This is a genomic window from Flavobacterium sp. SH_e, from assembly GCF_025717045.1.
Lineage (GTDB): Bacteria > Bacteroidota > Bacteroidia > Flavobacteriales > Flavobacteriaceae > Flavobacterium.
Window position 1 is genome coordinate 242,108 of sequence record NZ_JAOVZN010000005.1, and the last position, 23,201, is coordinate 265,308.

The 23,201-nt window shown below is 32.6% G+C and carries 20 protein-coding genes and 1 tRNA gene; 15 read left to right on the plus strand and 6 right to left on the minus strand.

The genetic code is table 11. The features are described from left to right. Positions 1–45: 45 nt before the first annotated feature. Together OD917_RS08960 and OD917_RS08965 are read left to right on the plus strand one after the other, a co-directional pair. Positions 46–702 carry a sensor histidine kinase gene (locus OD917_RS08960; RefSeq protein WP_263523200.1) on the plus strand — a complete coding sequence of 219 codons (657 nt, stop codon included), beginning with the start codon at positions 46–48 and terminating at the stop codon, positions 700–702. Further along, positions 692–1,342 (plus strand): response regulator transcription factor, encoded by a 651-nt coding sequence (locus tag OD917_RS08965; RefSeq protein ID WP_263523201.1) that lies wholly within the window; start codon positions 692–694, stop codon positions 1,340–1,342. The genes OD917_RS08960 and OD917_RS08965 overlap by 11 nt, the downstream gene beginning before the upstream one ends. Here OD917_RS08965 and OD917_RS08970 read toward each other — a convergent pair whose 3' ends face one another. Beyond that, positions 1,343–1,855, minus strand: coding sequence for an adenine phosphoribosyltransferase (locus OD917_RS08970; RefSeq protein ID WP_263523202.1), 513 nt, complete (start codon positions 1,853–1,855; stop codon positions 1,343–1,345). 115 nt (positions 1,856–1,970) lie between these two features. Between OD917_RS08970 and OD917_RS08975 the strand changes: the two genes are divergently transcribed. Next, positions 1,971–2,044, plus strand: a tRNA-Arg gene (locus OD917_RS08975). Positions 2,045–2,144: 100 nt separating this feature from the next. On the opposite strand, the gene OD917_RS08980 is transcribed toward OD917_RS08975, so the two are convergent. Beyond that, positions 2,145–3,287: a hypothetical protein gene (locus tag OD917_RS08980; RefSeq protein ID WP_263523203.1), complete on the minus strand. Its 1,143-nt coding sequence runs from the start codon at positions 3,285–3,287 to the stop codon at positions 2,145–2,147. 56 nt (positions 3,288–3,343) lie between these two features. Continuing rightward, complete coding sequence (locus tag OD917_RS08985) at positions 3,344–5,416, minus strand: DKNYY domain-containing protein (protein WP_263523204.1); 2,073 nt, start codon at positions 5,414–5,416, stop codon at positions 3,344–3,346. Between the two features lie 561 nt (positions 5,417–5,977). Between OD917_RS08985 and OD917_RS08990 the strand changes: the two genes are divergently transcribed. The 4 genes from OD917_RS08990 (at position 5,978) to OD917_RS09005 (ending at position 9,081) form a co-directional block, all read left to right on the plus strand. Then, entirely contained in the window at positions 5,978–6,856 is an 879-nt protein-coding gene (locus OD917_RS08990; RefSeq protein ID WP_263523205.1) for a helix-turn-helix domain-containing protein, read from the plus strand. 86 nt (positions 6,857–6,942) lie between these two features. Continuing rightward, positions 6,943–7,995 (plus strand): alpha/beta hydrolase, encoded by a 1,053-nt coding sequence (locus tag OD917_RS08995; protein ID WP_263523206.1) that lies wholly within the window; start codon positions 6,943–6,945, stop codon positions 7,993–7,995. Between the two features lie 34 nt (positions 7,996–8,029). Next, positions 8,030–8,605, plus strand: a complete 576-nt coding sequence (locus tag OD917_RS09000) for a DapH/DapD/GlmU-related protein (protein ID WP_263523207.1) — start codon at positions 8,030–8,032, stop codon at positions 8,603–8,605. Positions 8,606–8,679: 74 nt separating this feature from the next. Continuing rightward, on the plus strand, positions 8,680–9,081 hold the full coding sequence (locus OD917_RS09005; RefSeq protein ID WP_263523208.1) for a cupin domain-containing protein: 402 nt from the start codon (positions 8,680–8,682) through the stop codon (positions 9,079–9,081). Positions 9,082–9,201: 120 nt separating this feature from the next. On the opposite strand, the gene OD917_RS09010 is transcribed toward OD917_RS09005, so the two are convergent. Beyond that, positions 9,202–9,639: a hypothetical protein gene (locus tag OD917_RS09010; RefSeq protein WP_263523209.1), complete on the minus strand. Its 438-nt coding sequence runs from the start codon at positions 9,637–9,639 to the stop codon at positions 9,202–9,204. Between the two features lie 121 nt (positions 9,640–9,760). Continuing rightward, entirely contained in the window at positions 9,761–10,015 is a 255-nt protein-coding gene (locus tag OD917_RS09015) for a hypothetical protein (RefSeq protein ID WP_263523210.1), read from the minus strand. Between the two features lie 210 nt (positions 10,016–10,225). On the opposite strand from OD917_RS09015, the gene OD917_RS09020 reads away from it, so the two are divergent. From OD917_RS09020 to OD917_RS09055, 8 genes are all read left to right on the plus strand, one after another. Next, on the plus strand, positions 10,226–10,900 hold the full coding sequence (locus OD917_RS09020) for an SRPBCC family protein (protein WP_263523211.1): 675 nt from the start codon (positions 10,226–10,228) through the stop codon (positions 10,898–10,900). Positions 10,901–10,921: 21 nt separating this feature from the next. Further along, a complete protein-coding gene (locus OD917_RS09025; protein WP_263523212.1) occupies positions 10,922–11,101 on the plus strand; it encodes a hypothetical protein in 180 nt (59 codons plus the stop codon). A 450-nt stretch (positions 11,102–11,551) separates the two neighbouring features. Then, entirely contained in the window at positions 11,552–14,827 is a 3,276-nt protein-coding gene (locus OD917_RS09030) for a CheR family methyltransferase (RefSeq protein ID WP_263523213.1), read from the plus strand. Between the two features lie 687 nt (positions 14,828–15,514). After that, positions 15,515–18,733 carry a CheR family methyltransferase gene (locus OD917_RS09035; protein WP_263523214.1) on the plus strand — a complete coding sequence of 1,073 codons (3,219 nt, stop codon included), beginning with the start codon at positions 15,515–15,517 and terminating at the stop codon, positions 18,731–18,733. Positions 18,734–18,951: 218 nt separating this feature from the next. Continuing rightward, positions 18,952–21,096, plus strand: a complete 2,145-nt coding sequence (locus tag OD917_RS09040; protein ID WP_263523215.1) for a catalase — start codon at positions 18,952–18,954, stop codon at positions 21,094–21,096. A 16-nt stretch (positions 21,097–21,112) separates the two neighbouring features. Next, on the plus strand, positions 21,113–21,712 hold the full coding sequence (locus OD917_RS09045; RefSeq protein WP_263523216.1) for a ferritin-like domain-containing protein: 600 nt from the start codon (positions 21,113–21,115) through the stop codon (positions 21,710–21,712). 175 nt (positions 21,713–21,887) lie between these two features. After that, positions 21,888–22,028, plus strand: a complete 141-nt coding sequence (locus OD917_RS09050) for a hypothetical protein (protein WP_263523217.1) — start codon at positions 21,888–21,890, stop codon at positions 22,026–22,028. 17 nt (positions 22,029–22,045) lie between these two features. Beyond that, positions 22,046–22,399 (plus strand): hypothetical protein, encoded by a 354-nt coding sequence (locus tag OD917_RS09055; RefSeq protein WP_263523218.1) that lies wholly within the window; start codon positions 22,046–22,048, stop codon positions 22,397–22,399. A 36-nt stretch (positions 22,400–22,435) separates the two neighbouring features. Here the strand turns inward: OD917_RS09055 and OD917_RS09060 are convergent, their stop codons facing one another. Then, complete coding sequence (locus OD917_RS09060; protein WP_263523219.1) at positions 22,436–22,882, minus strand: hypothetical protein; 447 nt, start codon at positions 22,880–22,882, stop codon at positions 22,436–22,438. Positions 22,883–23,201: the final 319 nt, after the last annotated feature.

Sequence of the window (23,201 nt, forward strand, 5' to 3'; positions counted from 1 at the left end):
TTCTTTTATTTTTTAAAGAAGAAAAACAAATTTGTTGTAGAAAAAATGGAATCTGATTTGTATTTCCAATCTGAATTGGTCAAAACCAGAATTGAAATTAAAGATCAGACTTTATCTGAAATTAGTAAAGAATTACATGATAACATCGGACAGATTATTTCAGTTGCAATTATGCAGCTTAATATTTCAATAAGCACTAAAAATATTCAAATTGAAGAGCTTAAAGACTTGAAAGCTGTTTTAGCAAAATCTTTGGACGAATTAAGAATTCTTTCGCGAATCATCAACAAAGATAATTTGCTTCAAAATAATTTTTTAGAAGCGATTCAGCAGGATTTGGAAAGAATTAAAAAACTTAAAAAGATAAAATATAATTTTAATCAAACAGGAACAATTCCGACAATCAATGAAGAACACGAATTAATTATTTACAGAATATTTCAAGAAGCGCTTCACAACAGCTTAAAACACTCCAGAAGCGATTTATTTGATGTTAATATTGAGACCACTGATTCTGTTTTTCGATTGAAATTAAAAGATTTCGGAATTGGATATGATCTTAAAAAATCGAGCTCTGGAATAGGACTGAATAACATGAAATTGAGAGCCAAACTTATTGGCGCCAAACTCATCCTAAACTCTGACGAAACAGGAACAAGTGTAACTATTGAATATCCTTTAACTCAAGGCTATGAAAACTAACTCAAAAAGCAAAATAATAATTGTTGATGACCATTTACTTTTTTCACAGTCGTTGGAACTGCTAATTAAGAGTTTTGGAGATTATGAAGTTATAGAACGTTTTGAAAACGGAAAGGTATTTATTGATTATTTGGAACAAAATCCTTTATCGGAAATTGATCTTATTTTACTTGATGTCAATATGCCTGTTCTAGACGGATTAAGCACTATGAAATGGCTCAAGGACAATAGACCTGATCTTAAAGTAATTGCTTTATCTGTTAACGATGACGATGAGATTATCATTAAGATGATTACCAATGGCGCAAAAGGCTATCTGCTGAAAGATACTTCTCCTGAAATTTTTAGAGACGCTATTCACTGCGTCATCGAAAAGGGTTTTTATTTTACAGAATTAGTTTCTGGAATGCTGATTAATAAAGTCAACAGCGACAACAAAAAAATTAGTTTAAAAGAAAAAGAAATTGTTTTTATCAAACACGCCTGTACAGAAATGACTTATAAGGAAATCGCATCAGAAATGTGTTTAAGCCCTAAGACCATTGATGGTTACAGAGAAACTCTTTTTGATAAACTTGAAATAAAAACCCGAATCGGACTTGTGCTTTATGCTATTAAACATAAAATTGTATTCGTTTAACTAATATGTCAATGCAGCAAAAACCGGATATTCCTTGATTTTTTCTCTTCCGTTCAAGAAAGTCAGTTCCATTAAGAAATTGCATTGTACAATTTCACCACCAAGCCTTTCTACCAATTCGCAAACTGCTTTTGCTGTTCCGCCAGTAGCCAAAACATCATCGTGAATTAAAACTCGATCTCCTTTTTTGATGGCATCTGTGTGCATTTCAAGACTATCGGAACCATATTCAAGTTCGTAAGAAGCCGAAATAGTGTCAAAAGGAAGTTTTTTAGGCTTTCTAACAGGAACAAATCCTGCATTTAATTCTTGCGCCAATAACATTCCGAAGAAAAAACCACGTGATTCTGCCCCAACAACTTTATCTATTTTTTGATTATTTAGAGAATCAATTAGGATTTTTAAGCAATTTGCTCTCGCTTCGGGGTCAATTAGTAGTGGAGTTATATCTTTAAATAAAATTCCTTCTTTTGGAAATCCTTGAATATCACGTATATAATTTTCAATCTTCATTTTTTTTTAATTTTCTGTTATTTTTTCCTTGTTTATCTCACATTTATGTCTATCTTTGCACCCGCAATAAGCAATCAACAAAGCTACAAAAAAAATAGCTAATTGATAATAAAAAGGCCTCGTGGCGCAACTGAATAGCGCATCTGATTACGGCTCAGAAGGTTACTGGTTTGAATCCAGTCGAGGTCACTCTATGGGACAAAAGATAAAATCATCTTTTGTCCTATTTTTTTTGCCTTTTTCACACTATTTTATTGAAGAAAAGAGTTTTACCAGAATCGTCAAAGTATTAATTGACATTTAAATAATACTCATATTGATCTACAATACCAAGCCCAATTGCTTTATCTTGAACAGGAATGCTTTGAAATTGTTGTTCTTTAAAATTCGATCTTTGTTCTGGGATATCCAATTTATTATTTGATATGAGAAAAAAATATGGAAGCTGAGGAAATTGATCGAGGTCAATAAGTCCTAAAGGTGCTCTGTGCTTCCAAAAAAATAGCTTTGGAGTTGTTTTGTAGACAGATAGGTCATAAAAAAACACTTTCGATGAATCAATTTTATGTTGCATGTAGAACTTTTTATTAAGTCGATCTCTGGTCTTCATTTTTGTATGTACGCCATCGCCAGCACCAATTTTGTTTATAACAATGGCAGCGATATTAAAGTTTTCATCTTTTAGCTTTTTAATTATGGGATCATTAAATCGCTTAAATTTTGAGCCATCCTTTTTCCTTGCAATAAAACAGATATCGCTGGTAGTATTAGAGTATATTCGATCTGGAAATATATTGCTAACGCCACTTTTTAACGGGAAAACATATTCAGAATCGGTAAGCTTGTTTTTCTTTAAGTTAATTAAAGGATAAGCTTCTTTTTGGTTTGGAAAAGTGAAGCTGTTTTTTTGAATTTTACTATCCTCCCATAAAGGATTTACTAACTCAATTTCAAGATTTAATTCCTTGATTTTTACAGCTATATATTCTCTAAATGCATTGTAATTCATTTCAACATCTGTTGAAATACTTATTTTATAGGGATCTTCTACATAACTCTTTTGTGGAAAATAAGGAAACCAGAAAAACTCAAAGCCATAAGAAACTTTTATGGGATTGAAGAGTTTAAATTTTAATTCGTTTGGCAATCCTAACACATTTTGAAAACCTTTTTCATTGTATTTTTCATGATATGCCATCACGGTATTGTAACCTGCCGGAATTTCATTAAAATAATAACTTTTATCTTCTTTGTTATACTTTGCAAATATGATAGGCAAGTCAAAACCTTCAAGCGTAACTTTTGCGTCATTGATGTTCTTCAGAGTTTCTGCATCTTCTAAATATATTTTTATAGCCGGAACTTGTTTTTGCTGTGCAAAAATGCAAACCGATAATAAAATAAAGCAAAGTGCAACGAAGTGTTTTTTCATTAATTATTTCAATAAAATGATAAAATTACGAGACCAAAATAATATTACAACAGTTATTATCGCTTACTAATATAATATGGAATACTGTACAAACATCTCACCGGATTCCCATCTTTAATTGCCGGAATCCAATTAGGAGATAATTTCAAAACCCTTTCTAATTCTTTACCCGAACCATATCCAAAATCGTGAAGAACTTTTATCTCAGATAAGCTTCCATCCTTTTCAATTATAAAATTTGCAAAAACTCCACCTCCGGAAGATTCTTCATCATCAAGTATTTCTTTCGGAATAATATAATTATTTTTTATAAAAGCATAAAATTTTTGAATTCCACCTGGATATTTTGGCTGAATTTGTACAGCTACATTATTATAAACTTCATTATCTACAGTCTTCTTTTTACCTTCATTCTTTTCTTGTCTTATTGGTTTTTGAGAGACAATTGTTCTTTTGTTTCCGTACTTCTTAGCAAGATCAATCACTTCGAAAGAGGATTCCCATTTGCGGTCAAACACTTTTCCTAAAAAACGATACGAAATCTTGTCTGAAATTTTCACAAGCCAAAACCCTTCTGAGTTTTTAAATAAATAAAAATCTGATGTTGGTGTTGGATCATTACCACAAAAACCATGTCTATATCCAGAAAAAGAAGCCAACAATTCTATTCCTGCACTTTTAATAATTTTTACATTTTTGCAGTATAAGAAGTTTTTATCAATAAGGAAAATATTGAAAGTGCGTGCAGAATTCACATCGACATCACTCATTTTTTTTATGTCACGAATTCTTTCATTACAATAAGAAACCACATTCTTATCTTTATAATATTTATCTTCAGAATATTGATCACTATTATCCATTGGTACAAATGTCTCAGCATCAAATGAAGTTCGCTTACCCCTAAAATAAATTCGATCATACATTTTGCAAAAATTATAATCGATAAAAACCTTATTGGAACCATCAAAATCATCAACGTCATTTTTTTGTGCTTTTGCTGTTGCAATCTGCTTTGGGCTTAAATCTTCATAAAAAGATTTTGTTTGAGTTGCATAAGCCTGATTTTTATAAAAGACAATCCTGCTATACTTATTGTATGAAAGAGTATTGTAATCTATTTTTCCTCCGTATTTAAAAGGTATTTTTTCGATAATCTCTTTTTTTAATTCTTGATTATATGCTCTTTCATAAATGCCATTTTTATCATAAAAACAATAGGAATAACCAAGAAAACCGAAAGAAGGAAGATCTACTTTCATGTCAATTTCTTCACCATTGTTAAAAATGCTTTTACCATCACTGATATAGAAATCATAGTTATCAAAAATCCAAACTTTGACTTTACTAGAATTTTCAAGTTTCATAGAAGTTTTATTTCCCATGAAATATACATCGTTTTTATACCTTGCATAATTTCCTGAAAGAGCACTTAAGAATTCAGGATTCATATCTTCTATCAGTTCTCCCCTTTTAAAAACGAAATTTTTTGTTTTTAAAAAATCATAATTAACGTATTGATATGGCTCTTCTCCAAAAGAAGCAATTTTGCCTTTGGAATAGATATAATTTTTATCGTGGCAAAAATCATTCAAACTGATATTGGCCGTTGAACCATCAGAACCTTCTATCTTTTTATCGAAATAATAAATATAATTTTTATCTTTAAAATATAGATTTTTATCCTCTCTATCTAATACTTTACAAGGATTAGGCTGAAAAGTTGCCACATCAATATCGTATAATTCTGTAGTGTTTTTGAATACTTTATATTTTGTTTTCCAAATAAGATCATTTTCTTTATTACTTCCTAAAGCGACAAAACCGGTAGTATCGATTTTTAAAAATTCGCCTTTAATGTACATCCCATTTTTATCAAATGCGAACCCAGATTCCTTATTTTTCCTTGGTTTAAAAGAAGCCATATCCGGATAAAAAACAATATGCGTACAAACATCTTGATACACAACATAATCTTTGTTTACGATGTAAGTAAGGTTTTCAACAAAATTGCATTCTCCCGATCCATATTCTATTTTTAGAGCAGGATCTTCCAATGCCGGTACACTAGTATTTTGACAGCTAGAAAATAAAACTAAATTAAAGGTTATAAGGATTATTCTTATCATAGGTTTTGGCTTAATGAATGGAGTATCATTATTTCTATTTGCTTTTAGAAGTAAAAAAACAAAATTTATTTCATTACAGTAACAATACTGTAAAAATCTTCTAAGTAAATCAACTTCACAATAACATAGATGACCTAAAAGGTAAAAAGGTTGGGATAGAATGAAAAATAATTTCAAGAAAGATATTGATGTTTAAAAATTTTTAACTTTTAACCCTTACCGTACATACAAACCGCTCTTGAATAAAAATTTAAAATAATTATCTTACAAATTCACTTGAAAATAGGCTAATTTCTTTAAATCATTCATAAAATGGTTTGTAAATTGTTCAGTAAGGTCACTTAAGGAGACAACTAGACAATAGTTGTCTCTTTTTTTATGCCCTAATGTGTAGATTTTTTAAGCCTTCAAAGCCTAATATTTGTGGTTCGATTTTTTCACAAGAATATGTGTTTGAGGCTCGCATAAATTGCGAGTCTCAATTTTTCTTAAAAACTGGAAATTTAGTTTAAGTCTTTCATAAGCACACGTAATAGATTTGAATTTATTAATTTTGTTCTCATGGAAAAGAAAACAATACGCAGTATTTCTGAGTTTAATAACGAACTTAAATTAAAAGGTTTTAAAGCCTTTCAGATTGAAGACGACAGTAATGCAACCCGCACTTACAGCCGAAAAGAGTTTTTTAAAATCTGCCTTACTACCGGTCATAGTAAAATACACTATGCTGATAAAAGTTTTGATCAAGACGGAACCATTTTATTTTTTGGCAATCCTAATATTCCTTATTCATGGGAAACGATTTCTACAAAGTACATCGGTTATACCATACTTTTTTCTGAAGATTTTTTGAAAAACTCCGAACGATCAGAAAGTCTTCATCAATCTCCTTTCTTTAAAATTGGAGGAACTCCTGTACTCCAAATCTCTGAAGAACAAAGACTTTTTCTAAATGGTCTTTTTCAGAAAATGATTGATGAACAGCAAAGTGATTATATATACAAGGATGAATTAATACGTAATTATATTAATTTAATAATCCATGAATCGTTGAAATTGCAACCTTCAGAAAATTATAATGTTGGTAAAAATGGAACTGCCCGAATTGCCTCGATATTTTTGGAACTGCTCGAAAGGCAATTTCCAATTGAAAACGCTGATAATCCGCTAAAGCTCACAACTGCACAGCATTACGCCGAAAATCTTCATATCCATGTCAATTATTTAAATCGCGCTGTTAAAGAAATTACTGGAAAATCGACAACAACTCATATTACTGAAAGAATTACTGCAGAGGCAAAGGCCCTTTTGCAACATACAGATTGGAATATCGCCGAAATAGGATATGCATTAGGTTTTGCTTACCCGACCTATTTTAATAATTTTTTCAAAAAACATACTGGGACCAATCCTAAATCACTACGAAACATCGAAGTTTGATATTCTTAATTTTTAGTTTGATATTCTTTAACGGCACCATCTGGTGCCGTTTTACTTTTGTACTGTAATTTAAAATATAATTTGATATGAGAATAACAGTATTTATAGCTATGTCTGTTTTAGTTGTCGGACAGACATTCGCACAAAAAAAAGAATCTATTCAAAATAAAAAAAACATGAAAACAGAACAAGAACATTATACATTTCAATTAAATGATAAAGTAACCCGCCAGAAAGTAAGTTTTAAAAACCGATACGGCATTACTCTGTCTGGGGATTTATATCTTCCAAAAAATCCTAATGAAAAGTTGCTTCCGGCTTTAGCTATCAGTGGTCCCTTTGGCGCTGTTAAAGAACAATCATCAGGTTTGTATGCGAATCAAATGGCAGAACGTGGCTATGCAGTTTTGGCATTTGATCCTTCTTATACTGGGGAAAGTGGTGGCGAGCCTCGTAATATTGCCTCATCAGATATCAATACTGAAGATTTTAGCGCTTCTGTAGATTTTCTTGGATTACAAAAAAATGTAGACAGAAACAAAATAGGTATTATCGGAATATGTGGTTTTGGAGGTTTTGCACTAAACGCGGTTGCAATTGACAAACGTATAAAAGCGATAGCCACTACTAGCATGTATGATATACCGCGAGCAGCATCAAAAGGGTATTATGACAAAGTAAACCTAGAGGAGCGCACCAAAATACTAGAGCAAATGAGCATCCAGCGCTGGAAAGATGCAGAAGCAGGCACACCAGAGTATGGAAACTGCCCTAATCCAGATATTATAAAAGGTGATGAACCACAATTTGTAAAAGATTATTATGATTATTACAAAACAGCTAGAGGTTTTCATAAACGTTCAATAAACTCAAATGCAGCTTGGGCAAAAACAAATGGTTTCTCATTGATGAATATGCCAATACTAGCCTACATCAAAGAAATTTCTCCAAGACCTATTTTGATTATTGCTGGCGAAAATGCTCATTCAAGATATTTTAGTGAAGATATCTACAAAGCTGCCGCTGAACCAAAAGAACTCCTGATTATAGCAGATGCGGTTCACGTTGATCTATACGATAGATTGGACAAAATTCCATTCGATAAACTGGATGCATTTTTTAAGAATAATCTAAAATAGCTGGTCATGCTATTTTAAAAAATTGAAAACTAACATGGGCACAAAAGCGAATAGAGATATTTTTAAACAACTTTTAAATGGCGAAACTATCTCTTCATCAAACAATCAAGCTCATAGACTGCTTGAAGAATCTTTCGCCACCAAAAAAATGCTTCTTCTTTTGAACAATACAGCTGATCCGTCCGAAATACGATCTATCTTAAGCGAAATAACTAATAGTCAAATTGATAAGAGCACTACTGTATTTACTCCAATCCATATAAATTATGGAAAAAACACCAAGATAGGGAAAAACGTCTTTATTAATTTTGACTGTACTTTTTTGGATTTGGGTGGCATTACTATAGAAGATAATGTATTGATTGCACCAAGAGTAAATATTATTTCGGAAGGACATCCTATTTCCAGTCAAACCAGAAAATCACTTGTGCCTGGAGCTGTAAGAATAAAAAAAAACGCTTGGATTGGAACTGCGGCAACTATATTATCGGGTGTAACTGTTGGAGAAAATTCAATAGTTGCAGCTGGAGCGGTAGTTGCAAAAGATGTGCCTGATAATACAATAGTCGGCGGTATTCCTGCAAAAATTATTAAAGCTATTCCAGAATGACAATACAAAAATTAATTCTTACATTTATAATAACTTCAATTTTAACTGCATGCAGTTCTAAATCAGAAAATAAAATGAGTACAACAGAAATTTTTCCTCAAGGAGAGCCTCTTCCAAACGAATGGTTTACAGGTAGTGCATTTTTAAAACCATTAGTGGCACGTGACAAAAACAATGAATTTTCGGCTGGAAGTGTAACATTTTTGCCAAGAGCCAGAACTAACTGGCATACTCATCCTAAAGGACAGGTTTTACTAGTTACGGAAGGAAGTGGAATTTACCAAGAAGAAGGGAAACAAGCTCAAAAGATTAACAAAGGTGACGTTGTAAGCATCCCTGAAAATATAAAGCACTGGCACGGAGCATCTGCTAATTCAAAAATGGTGCATATTGCTATTACAAATTTTAAAGATGACAACCAGGTCACATGGCTTGAAGCTGTTAGTGACGAAGAATATGAATCTGCAAATAAATAGCAGAAGATGAGGATGATGAGTATTAAATCATTTGTCAAATCTAAAAAGTTCAAAAATAAACCCTTAAAAAAATTTATAAATGCTTTAAGGGTTTATTTTTTTATTGAAATGCTTGTAAATTTAATCTGCCGCATATTTATTATTCCAATATAGCATCAATAAAAGCGTAACAATCACGCACGAAGCAGTTCCTTCAAAAAATAAAGAAAGGCAGTAATTTGCAACCGAGGGGTCGCCCCCAAACATAAAAGCTTCTGATAATGATTTGACATATTGGTCTCCTCCTTTTGAGTAACTGTAAATAAGTAATGCAACAATGCTAATTACCACAGCCGTAAATGAAGTAACCATAGCAGAGATTGCATTTGGAACAAACTCATTTTTTCCTTCAGCCAAATTCATTTGTAGTGTTCTGTTTACACCATAAAAAATAAAAAGAACATTTAACAGTCTCAGATAAAAAAGATTGGAAAGATTTAAAACCTCCATCAATAGGAAAAATAATGCAATCCCTGCAAATATTAAAAAGCCGTTAATAATTTCTTTAGATAATTTCATAACTCTCATTTTAGTTTAATAAATAAATTATGCCCACGCCATAATTGATTTTTACAGATGAGCCTCTTTTAAAAAATAATTATTTTTTAATTGAATCTGTTCTAACATTCTGATTTCCTTTTTATGTTGAACCGTCAGTTCCAGACCCTGTTGAACCCTCGCCTGTTGCACCTGTTGTTCCGTTTTCTCCATGTTGGTCTGAATTTAGTGTTGCAGAAGAATCTATTGCAGGACCAACTGTATCAACAGACATATTCACACTGTCGGTTTCTGAACTATATTCAGAATTTGTATTGTTTTCATTTTTTTTACAAGCAAATGCCAAAACTCCTAAAAGAATCAGCATCAAAGTTCTAAATTTAAATAACGTTTTCATAAATAGTCTTTTCAGTTAATATTAACTCAAAAGTAAAGTCTTCATTTACAGCATATTTATACAATTACGAGAATCATTTACAGGATTCATAGAATATCCAAAAACAAAAATAAAATCTGCATAATTGTATAAGCAATCCATAAAATCTTGTAAATAAAATTTTCATAAAGACCTTAATTTTAACCTATTAACTTTTTAAATCGAATGATTATGATCACAACAGCAATAAACCAACAAGAACAAAAATCAAAATTTCAATTAAAGAAAAATGTTTCGACATTAGAAAGAGTTTTAATGGTAACAAGCGGTGCATATTTATTATACAATGCTTTATCCAAAGAAAATAAAAGCATCAGCAAAGCCGGAGCGGGAGGCGCAATGCTTTTAAGAGGAATTTCAGGATATTGTCCTGTATATGATGCAGCCGGACATTTAATGAATGATAAAGCATCAAATATAAATATCAGACTAAATACAGTAATTAATAAACCCGTTGGCGAAGTATTTGATTATTGGCGAAATCTTGAAAATTTACCACAATTTTTGAGTCATCTTGCGAGTGTTCAGACCATTGATGAAACTACTTCTGAATGGACTGCAAAAGGTCCAGGCGGAATTGGTTCTATAAGCTGGAAAGCCAAAATTGTAAAAGACAGAAAAGATAAACTCCTAAGCTGGATTTCTCTGGATGGTTCTACTATAAGAAATGCTGGAAAAGTAATTTTTAAACCTCATGGAAATAGCACCGAACTCGATATAACAATTTCATATCATGCTCCGCTTGGAATTGCCGGTGAAAGCGCAGCCAAATTTTTAAATCCGTATTTTGAAAAATTAGTTCAGACAGATCTTGCGAATTTAAAAAATCATTTAGAATCAAATTAATCTTAATTTTACTTGCAAAACATGGATATAATGTTGAAAAAAGGACAGCAAGTACGTCAAGAATTTGGTGGACCTGTTAGGAAAGTAATTGGTTTTGAGCCCGAACTTATAGAAAATGTTATTACTCAGTGGGAAGACGAACAGGGAAATATCATAACTGCAAAGTTTATGGATTCTCTGTTAATTCCAGCTGAGCATTAAACAATTATTATAAAATTGCAAATTAAAAGATGGCAGAAAACTTTGCAGCGTATCCCAATAAAATACCTTACTCCTATTATTCAAATCCTGATGTATTGTAACAGGCGATTCCGATGGAGTTGAACATATTACTGGAAATATCGCTAACTTTTTCTGCTCTGTAGGCATAACCGCTCCTCCCTACACTTCTCTTGGTGTTATTTGGGAAGGACATTTAAAAGATTCCAAAAAAACGAAAGCTCAATTGCAGAAATATTATAAAAGAATGTATCACAAAGATGCACAGGCAATGGCTGAATCCTTAAAAAAAGCCACAAGATGAAACCTCCATTTAAAAATACTTTTTGTTAGAATTTATTACAAAAGTTAAAAATTATAGTATCTTTAATGATAAGAATTGCAAGTAATACAAATAACTAAGTAATTCACATCTTCTGATTTATTGATAAAATGACTTTTCAAAATACCACTCAAACTGAAAATATTTCTCCAAACTTTTCCTTAACAGCTATTGCGTGTTCTACGGAAGAATTAGAAGCCTTACATAAAATAGTCTCGCAAATCCCTAATAACTCGGGTATTGTTTATGTTATTTTAAAACATTTTAGTTCAAATAACCAAAACAATCTTGTAGCCGAATTATCAAAATCAGCAAAGATTCCCGTTGTTGAGATTGTAAATAAAATCGATTTTCAGCCTAATCACATTTATATTGTTCCTGAAAACAATTATATAACGGCAGAAGAAGGTGTTTTAAAAATGTATTCCATTAAGCGCATTGATAAAATCATTAATAATATTGATATTTCTTTTGAAGCTATTGCCCAAATACATAAAATTTTTGCCGTTGGTGTTGTTCTTTCCGGTACTACACTTGATGGTACTTACGGATTAAAAAAAATTAAAGAATTTGGCGGTATAACCATTGTTCAGGATCCTGAAACGGCAAGTTTTAAAACAATGCCCCAAAATGCTATTGAGGCAGTAACAGTCGATTTTATTCTAGCTCCAGAAAACATTGCTTTTGAATTAAACAACATTCGTAAAAGTTATCTCAGCAACCATGCCTACAGTGATGAAGAACATATTTCGAAAAAGGAAGAAGAGGTTCTCAATCAGATCTTAAATCTTATTCTGCAAAAAACGGGAAATGATTTCTTTAATTACAAAAAACCAACTATAAGAAGGCGTATTACTCGCAGAATGTTGGTTTTGAAAAAAGAAACCATGAGCGATTATTATACTATTCTTCGTAACGATAAAAAGGAACAGGAGCTTCTTTTTAATGATTTATTAATTCCAGTCACCTATTTTTTCAGAGACGAAGATTCCTTTAAATCTCTTTCCGAAACCATTTTACCTCAGATAGTTCAAAACTGCACCAATAATACTTTACGCTTGTGGTCAGCAGCATGTTCAACTGGCGAAGAAGCCTATTCTTTAGCAATAATAATCTCTGAATATTTGTCTGCACAAAATATAACAGATTTAAAAGTTCAGATTTTTGCTTCTGATATTTCGGAGCAATGTATTGCAAAAGCCAGATCTGCCATTTATTCTGCCCAAGACGTACTGAACATTTCTGAAACAAGGCTTGAAAACTATTTTACGAAACGTGACGGTCATTATCATGTCAATAAAATAATTCGCGATATGTGCATTTTCGCAACGCATAACTTTATTAAAGATCCTCCATTTGCCAAAATCGATTTGGTTTCCTGCCGAAATGTACTGATTTACCTAACTGCTTTCCTTCAAGAAAAAGTACTGGGTTCTTTTCATTATTCTCTTAAAGAGAAAGGTTTTTTATTTCTTGGAAAGTCAGAATCAGCTAATATTGCACCCAATCTATTTGATGCGGTAGTCAAACAAGATAAAATTTACGCCAAAAAATTTACGCCTGCGCGCTATGTGCCACAGGCCTTTAAACCTTCTAATGCGATAACTAATAAATTAAAAACATACGAAAGCAGTAATTTGGAAACCGATTTCAGAAAAGTTGCCGATGACATCTTATTTTCAAGATACACACCTTCAAGTGTCATTATAAATGAACATTTGGAAATTGTTCATTTTCACGGCGATACTTCTCCATTTTTATTACCTGCTCCTGGAAGACCCAATTTTAATATTTTAAAAATGGCGCGTGAAGGAATCAGCTTTGAACTTCGCAATGCTATTTCAGAAATTAGAAAGAATAAAGAAAATATCATTTTAGAAAATCTTTCTGTAAAAGATCAGAATTATCAGGCTTCCGTTGAAATTTTGACGCTTTTAAATGATGAAGATCATCTTATGGTTCTTTTTCATAAAAGTCCGATTCCTGAAACCGATTTTAATTCAAAAAATGATAAAAAAAGTGCCGATCAGCTTCGAATTATAGAACTTGAAAAAGAATTATCACAATTACGTGAAGATATAAAGCGTGTTACCGAAGAACAACAGATTGCTTTTGAGGAACTTCAGACAACAAATGAAGAATTATTAAGCAGCACAGAAGAGCTTCAGGCTATGAATGAGGAATTGGAGACTTCTACAGAAGAATTGCAATCCAATAATCAGGAATTGATGTGTACCAATGATGAACTTTTAGATCGTCAGGAACAGCTTTTATCTATGCGACATTATGCAGAATCTATTGTACAAACTATCAGAGAACCTTTAATTATCATTGATAAGGATTATAATGTAAAAAGTGCCAACCCGTCTTTTTATAAATATTTTAGTTCTTCTGAAAAAGACACGGAAGGGTTGTCGTTTTTTGAAATTGGCAATTGCCAATGGGATATTCCGGAGTTTAAAGATTTAATTTTTAAGATGCTGGTTCAAAAACAAACTATTGAAGATTATAAATTACAAATTCTCTGCAATGGTAATGAAAAGAAAACGTTGATGGTTAACGCACGTTTAATCCAGAACACCAAACCAGACGGAATGATACTGCTGGCTTTTGAAGATATTACAGATTTACTGGCTTCAAATGAATTATTGAATAAAAGAAATGCAGAATTGCAAATCTACAACGAGCAGTTAGAAAACTTCACTTCGTCGGCAAGCCATGATCTGCAGGAACCTCTTAATAAAATTCACATGCTCTGCCAGCGAATTTTTGAAAAAGAAAATGGTTTATCAGAAAATGGGAAACACAATTTACAGCGTGTTATGTATTCCGTAAAAAATATGAGTCAGCTCATTGCCGATCTTATCAATTATTCGAGAATAAACTTTACTGAGAAAAAATTTAAAAAGACCGATTTTAATCTTCTTGTCAAGAAAACTTTAAACGATATCAAAGATTCCATTGAGGAAAAAAAAGCCGTGGTTACAGTTGATATTACAGTTAATTCAATAAATGCAATCGCTTTTCAAATACAGCAATTGCTTACCAACCTGATTTTAAATTCGATTAAATATTCTAAAGAAAAAATCGCGCCAGAGATCAGCATAGAAACTATGAAAGCTTCTTCAGAAGAAATCATAAATCTGGGCGGAAATACTGAAACAGAATACATTAAAATTAATGTGACAGATAACGGAATTGGGTTTGATAAAGATTTTGAAAGCAGAATCTTCGAACCTTTCTATAGACTTCATGGTAAAGGCGAATATGCAGGAAGCGGACTTGGCTTAACTCTTGTAAAAAAAATAGTTTCAAACCACAATGGCTTCATTAAAGCATCTAGTAAAGTTGGTATTGGCACAACTATGAGTATTTATCTTCCTTAGTAATAAATAATTACCTCTCAATTTTAATGGGAATTATGAAAGTCTTTTAATCAATTGTAATAAAACTTTCAAAAAAGTAGGTTTATATTTATGTTAAAGAGATGAATCAATTATTTGAGCATTCAATTTAATTATAGCATTTCTGTAATTGCCTGATAAATTAGTCCAGAGAGTAAATTACAGCATCTATAACAGCAATTTAATATAGAAGTTATTAGCGTGAAAAAAAAGAGAATAAAGTCTACTTAAAAAAATAAAATAGACTTTACCTAATTGAAAAAATTCATGGTATTATGGTTTAGTTCAATTAATGGTATCTCTACCCTTCTGAGTCGTGTTTTCTTTAGACTTATTGGTTTTTCCCTTCTTTTCACGCTGTTTATTGACTGTATCTTTCTTTGTAGTAGTGCTTTGCTGCGTACTAGTTTTGTGTTTGCTTTTTTTACTGTGAATAGTCTGTACTCTGTTTTTTCTTAACAGGGGTTTCCTGCGCAGATGCAAACCCAAAAAACAGGATCATACAAAAGCTTGCAATTAAATTTCTCATAATTCATTTCTTTTAATTAATAATTTGATTTTTTTCAAAACAATATCTATTTGTTTCATTGCAAATTTTATCGTTTTGTATATCAGTTATTTACACCTAAAAACATTTAAATTATAGGATTTCCATAAACCCTCATTAAAATGAAAACAAATGAATTAATCAATCAAACAAACTCTAATTTTCAAGTAACAGCAATAGGAAGTTCTTCAGCAGAAATTGATGTATTAAAAAAAATAATATCAGATCTGCCGTTAGATTCAGGAAGAGCCTATCTTATTTTTGAAAATTTTTCGACTGCCCAAACTCCTAATCTTGCAAATGAACTTGCTGCACAAACCAAAATACCAGTTACCGAAATTGTTCATCACATTAATGTAGAATCCAACCATATTTACGTAATTCCTGAGAATAATTTTCTGATTTACGAAGACGGAATATTAAAACTAAAACCTACAAACAGAAGCACTAAAACCAACAACGGTTTCGATATCTTTTTTGAAACAGTCGGAAATACTTTTAAAAGTTATTCTATTGGTTTAATACTAACCTGGTCACCATTAGACGGCTCCACAGGTCTTAAAAAACTGAAAGAAGCAGGCGGATCAACAATTGCTGTTCTTTCAAAAAAAGGTTTTATTCAAAATGCGGTAACTTCTGAGTACATCGATTACTTTATAGCGCCAAATGAAATTGCAGACAAGCTCACGCAGATTCACGAAAGCAACTTAATCACGCATTCTTACGGAGAAAAAGAATCGACAGCGGATGAAAAAGAACTGCTGAATCAAATAATAGAAATATTGTATCTGCGCACGAGTACAGATTTTCAGCATTATAAACAGACTACACTGCGAAGAAGAATTGCAAAAAGAATGGTGGTAACCAAACAAGAAACCATAGAGCGATACCTGATTTTACTGCGAAATAATACCAAAGAGCAAGATTTATTGTTTGATGATATTCTGATTCCAGTTACTTATTTTTTCCGTGATCGGGAGGCTTTTGATAATTTGCACCAAAACATCTTCCCTTCTTTGATTGAAAGTCTTTCGAATTCAACCTTAAGATTCTGGTCGGCTGGCTGTTCTACAGGAGAAGAAGCTTATTCTCTGGCAATTTGTATTCACGAATATCTGGAGGAAATCAATAGAAACGATATTAAAGTGCAGATTATCGCTTCAGATTTGTCTGAAAAATGTATTTCAAAAGCGCGTTTAGGCATTTATACTGCACAAGACATAAAAAATATAAGTGAAAAAAGGCTTGAAAAATACTTTACCAAAAGAGACAATAGCTTTCATATCAATAAAGTCATTCGTGATATGTGTGTTTTTGCCGTTCACGATTTAACGAAAGATGCACCTTTTGCCAAAATTGATTTTGTTTCGTGCCGCAATGTTTTAATCTATTTTGATACCGATTTACAGAATCAGGTATTAACTTCATTTCATTATGCACTTCGCGATAAAGGCTTTTTATTTTTAGGAAAACCAGAATGGACACAACACGTTCCACACTTATTTGCAACGGTTGACAAATTGGATAGAATTTACAGCCGAAAAACAATTGAACAGTTCCAGCCAAAAAAAATAGCACGAACTGATTATAACAGCCCAAAAATAAATGAGAGTATTGATCCTGAAATAAACTACAGAAAAATTGCTTCAGATATTTTGCTCGAACATTATTCGCCTGCTGCCGTAATCATTAACGAAGATCTCGAAATTGTTCATTTCCATGGTGACACCAGTCCGTTTTTACAGCCTGCGCCTGGTAAACCGAGTTTCAATATTCTAAATATGGTTCGTGAAGAATGGGGTTTTGAACTTAGAAATAATATTTTAAAAGCCAGAAACGAGAAAAAGAACTTTTCGGGAGATTTTATTTCCTTAAAAAAGCAGTCTTTTTTAACTTCATTTGAAATTATTTATCTTCCTGCCTACACTGATTTACTTCTTATAATATTCTGCAAAAAAATCATTTCGTCAGCAGAAACCAGTAGTCATCATTCGCTGGAAATGGAGAAAGAACTAGTGCAACTTCGTGGCGATTTTAAAAGAGTTACCGAAGAACAGCAGATTTATTTCGAAGAATTGCAGACTACAAATGAAGAATTGGTAAGCTCAAACGAAGAAATGCTGATGATAAACCAGCAGCTTGAAAATTCTGCTCAGGAACTGCAGTCTAATAATCAGGAACTTTCCTGTTTAAATGATGAACTTCAAAATCGTAGGGAAGAACTGGCTTCTATGCGTAATTTTTACGAATCTATTGTTAACACCATTAAAGAACCGCTTATTATTATTGATAAAAGTTTTATCATTAAAAGTGCCAATCCTGCTTTTTACAACTATTTTAAAACCACTGAAGAACAGACAGAAGGTCTTTCGATATTTGAGATAGGAAATTCGCATTGGGATATACCTGCGTTTAGAGAATCTGTACTAAAAAAAGTAAGTTATAATGAGGTTGTAGAAAATTTTAAAATCCAGTTTGACTTTGAAATTCATGGAAAAAAAATAATGCTAATAAATGCCACTCCAATTGTAAATGCTGTTCCAGACGGAATGATTTTATTAGCAATGGAAGATATTACAGATTTAGAAGAAAGCCATGAATCTTTAAAAAATAAAAATCTGGAACTTCATAATTACACCAAACAATTAGAATCGTTTACAATTGCGGCAAGCGATCATTTATTAGAGCCGATTCGGAAAATTTATATGTTTGGGAAAAAAGTTTTAGATGCCGAAAAAACGCTTACAGAATCTGGTAAACATAATTTAAACCGCTTATTAAGTTCGGCTGTAAATATGAATCAGCTTTTGGAAGATCTCATTGATTATTCGAAAATAAATTTCGGGCAGAAAGACTTTAAAAAAACAGATTTGAATATTGTTCTAAAAAAAGTACTATCCGACTTAAAATCAAGCATAAGTAAGCAGAAAGCGGAAATAGAACTCAATACGCTCCCAACGCTTCGTATTATTCCTTCGCAAATGCAGCAGCTTTTTACTCATTTGATTTCTAATGCTATCAAATATGCCAAACAAGACAGTAGCCCGAAAATAAAAATTGGCGTTGAAGAAGTTTCTCCTGATGAATTAATAGATTTTGGGGCCAATCCAGAAACAAAGTACATCAAACTATGTATTAGTGATAACGGAATCGGTTTTCCTAAAAATTTTGAAACGCTTATTTTTAATCCTTTCTATAAATTGAACACCAGCGACGAACAATACGGAAGCGGACTCGGACTAACCTTGGTTCAAAAAATCGTGCACAATCACAAAGGATTTATAAAACTTTCAAGTGAACCCAACAAAGGAACAATAGCTTACATCTATCTCCCTGTTTAAAATCAAATCTACATAGAAGAATCTCCAGAAATGGAGATTTTTTTGTTTTACAAACATTTTGTGGCAATTCTAGAATTATCATTTGCAATTGTATAAAAAACACATTTCCGTAAAAATTAAATTTGAAACACTTGATAAATTACGGTTAGCAACTACCTATAAATCTGAAAGATAAAACTGTAATTATTTTAAAGTTTTAAACTAATAAGAAAAACACCATGAAAAATTTTCAAGACGAAAAACAAAGAGATTTATCCATCAATACCTCCGATGGAACAAACAAATTTTTAACTACAGATCAGGGCGTTAAAATTAATGATGATAATAATTCGCTTAAAGCCGGTGATCGCGGACCATCATTATTAGAAGATTTCATTTTAAGAGAAAAAATTACGCATTTTGACCACGAGCGAATTCCAGAACGAATTGTTCATGCACGCGGATCTGGCGCGCACGGTTTTTTTGAAGTGACTAATCCAATTCCAGAATTGACAAAAGCAGGATTTCTTCAAGAAAAAGGACAAATAACGCCTGTTTTCGCTCGATTTTCTACCGTAGCAGGATCAAGAGGTTCTACCGATCTTGCCAGAGATGCGAGAGGATTTGCCGTAAAATTTTATACGCAGGAAGGGATTTATGATTTAGTAGCCAATAATATTCCTGTATTTTTTATTCAGGATGCCTCTAAATTTCCTGATTTGGTTCATGCTGTAAAGCCAGAACCGCACAACGAAATTCCTCAGGCGGCATCGGCGCACGATACTTTTTGGGATTTTATTTCGCTAATGCCAGAATCTATGCACATGATTATGTGGGTAATGTCTGATCGTGCTATTCCGAGAAGCTACAGAATGATGGAAGGTTTTGGCGTTCATACCTTTAGATTAGTAAATGCTCAGGAAGAATCTGTTTTTGTGAAATTTCATTTTAAACCTAAATTGGGAACACACGCTGTTGCTTGGGATGAAGCGCAGAAGATTTCAGGAAAAAATCCTGATTTCCACAGACAGGATTTATGGGAAGCCATTGAAATGGGAAATTTCCCTGAATGGGAATTGGGCGTTCAGGTTATTCCGGCCGAAGACGAGCATAAATATAAATTTGACCTTTTAGATCCAACAAAAATTGTTCCCGAAGAATTAGTTCCCGTAACCATTGTCGGAAGAATGGTTTTGAATAAAAACCCAGAAAATTTCTTTGCCGAAACCGAACAGATTGCTTTCCATCCCGGTCATGTTGTTCCAGGAATTGATTTTTCTAATGATCCGCTTTTGCAGGGAAGATTGTTTTCTTACACTGATACACAATTATCGAGATTAGGAAGTTCGAATTTTCATGAAATACCTATCAACAGAAGTATTTCTCCCGTTCACAACAATCAGCGTGACGGACATATGCGTCAGGAAATTAATAAAGGGCGTGTCAGTTATTCTCCCAATTCTCTTGGAGGCGGATGCCCGTATCAGGCAAAAATTGCCGAAGGCGGATTCTCAAGTTTCAACGAACGTGTTGACTCTCATAAAGTAAGAGCTAGAAGCGAAAGTTTCAACGATCACTTCGGTCAGGCCAAATTGTTTTTTAACAGCCAAACACCTGAAGAAAAAAGCCATATCGTAAAAGCATTGCGTTTTGAACTTGGAAAAGTAGAAACGACAGCGATCAGAGTTAGAATGCTGGGATTATTATCTCAGGTTGATACAGAACTTGCCGAAAAAGTTGCGCAGGGACTTGGAGCAACCGTTCCTTCAACTTTAGAAACTCCGATCAATAAAGGCGTATCACCAGAAACAGAAGAAGCAGGAACTCAGGAACCAAAAACTGTTCAATCTTCAGTTGAATCCTCTCAAGCTTTGAGTATGGTTAATAATCCAACCAATTCGCCAACAATCGAATCCAGAAAAGTAGCGATTCTAGTAACTGACGGCGTTTCTGAAGCTGCTGTAATGAACATGAAAGATGCACTAAAAAAAGCTGGTGCCAAAGGCTGTGTTATTGCGCCGCATTTAGGCTCTGTTACAACAGATACCGATAGAGCGATTGCGGCAGAATTCAGTTTCTTCACCGCTTCATCGGTTTTATTTGATGCTGTTTATGTGCCACACGGACTAGGATTAAATGCTTTGGCAGAAAATGACGATGCTCTTGAATACTTAAACGATGCATACAAACACTGCAAAGTAATTGGTGCCGATGGTGAAGCTTCAGAAATAATTAATGCAGCGCCATTTGCTTCAAAAATTACAAATGACGATGAAGGCGTTATTGTAACCAGCGAAATTGCCAGCGAAGCATTTGCTCAGGAATTTATAAACGCTATGACCAAACACCGTTTTTGGCAGCGTGAACCAAACTTATACAGTTAATCAAAAAAATATAAAAATGAAAAATTCAGAAAAACAAGGTCAGACGAATGCTGCAAAACCAAAAGCAAGTCAGACAAAAGATATAAAAAACGATGCTAAAATAAATTTTGTAGAACCTGCGCCAGATGCTGCTACAGAATTAAAAGATCTATTTATTGACAGTTTAAAAGATATTTACTGGGCAGAAAATGCGTTGGTTGGCGCGTTACCAAAAATGGCGGGGAATGCTTCATCAGCGGGACTTTCAGGAGCTATTTTAGAGCATCTTTCGATAACACAAAATCAAGTTTCCAGATTGGAACAGGTCTTTAATTTATTAGGAGAAAAAGCCGAAGGAAAAAAATGCGAAGCGATGGCAGGTTTATTAAAAGAAGGAGACAGCATTCTTTTAGAGACCGCTCCGGGCGCGGTCAGAGACGCTGGCATAATCGCCGCTTCGCAAAAAATCGAACATTATGAAATTGCTACTTATGGAACCTTAGTGGCTTTTGCAAAAGCAATTGGCGAAAATGATGCTGCAAAATTATTAACCCAAACGCTGGCAGAAGAAAAAGAAGCAGATTGCATATTAAACGATGTAGCACTGAATTTGGTAAACATTGTTGCAGCAGAATAAGAAAACAAATTCATTCTTACTTTTTTATTTGAAAAGCACCTGTATTTAAACAGGTGTTTTTTTTATTTCAAAATTAACCATCTGTTAATTATACAATTAGAAATGCCATTATATATAAAATAATGATTTTTAGTCCGTGTACATTTGGCTTATTAACAAATTAAAAAAATATATTATGGCAACTTCAAACACTAAAAAAAGCACTGAGAGTGCTAAGGCATCAGATAAAAAAACTGATAAAAAAGAAACAGCTTCAAAAGGCGGTTCTAAATCTGCTTCGGATTCAAAAAAAGAAACAGGTTCAACTAAAAAGTAACACTTAAAAATTGTATTATGGATATAGAAGAAAGAGAAAATTACGATCTGGAAGATCAGGATTTTCAAAATACAGAACGATACGAAGATCCAGATATTGATGCGCCACCAGCAGATCATTCCATATCCGACAATGCTGAACCTGATTATGGAAATGATTTAGAAAGCCAGGAATTTGGCACTTCTGAATTTGATAATGAAAATCTAGGCAATGAAAGATCAGATATTGATGAATTTGCTACAGATGAACTGGACTACGATGAACTGGAAGACGACTTTGATGACGATGAAATTGACAATGACGAATTGGATAACGAAGATCTAGGAAATCTAGATGACGAAGAAGGAACAAATCCAGATCGAAATCTTTAAAAACATTAAAGCCGTATCGTAGACGGCTTTAGTTTATTAAAAATTTTGCTTTTCTTTTTTTTCTTTAGTTAAAAGTTTAGGCCTTTTTTCTGCCTTCCAGTATTGTACGATTGTGGTTAAGACCTCTTTAAATTTTTCTTCTCTGTAAGGTTTAACAAAATAGCTTTTTGTTGGAGTGGAATAAGCATCAATCACAAAACAATTGGAAAAGAAAATAGAATAAAAAAGACACGGAGAATTAAATTGTTTGTAAATATCCTTATAATCAATATCATCTTGTTTACAATTTCCATTAAACTTTAGAATGTTTGAAAAAAATAAGAAAGGTTTTAAGTGCAGCGAAATAAGGTGCTCTTTTGCCTCAGTAAATGTACTAAAGTATAGCAGGTTATTTTTAAAATCAGTTTCTTGAAAAATTTGTTCAAACAAATTGAAATCTTCTATACTTTCTTCTATTATAATAATTGGTCCGTTCTTATCCATAATCGTGTTTTTTTGGAGATTATACGTAGAGAATCTAACAAAGATCATCAGAATATAATCGTCAATTTATACAATTATCACATTAATGTTATATTATTCCCATGTTTGATGTTTTTTTTTACTTAAAAAGAGATGATAACTATATAATTAGAACACCAAAACAAACTTTTACCTATGGGAATTATATAAACTTGAGATATAATCGTGTAATTGAGCCAATTGGTTCAGTTTATCTTTGTAATCCAATTATTTCATTAAAAGAAAATGAACAAAAACAGTTCTGCTATCATTTTATAAGAAGTCAAAAAAGAAGCTTCTT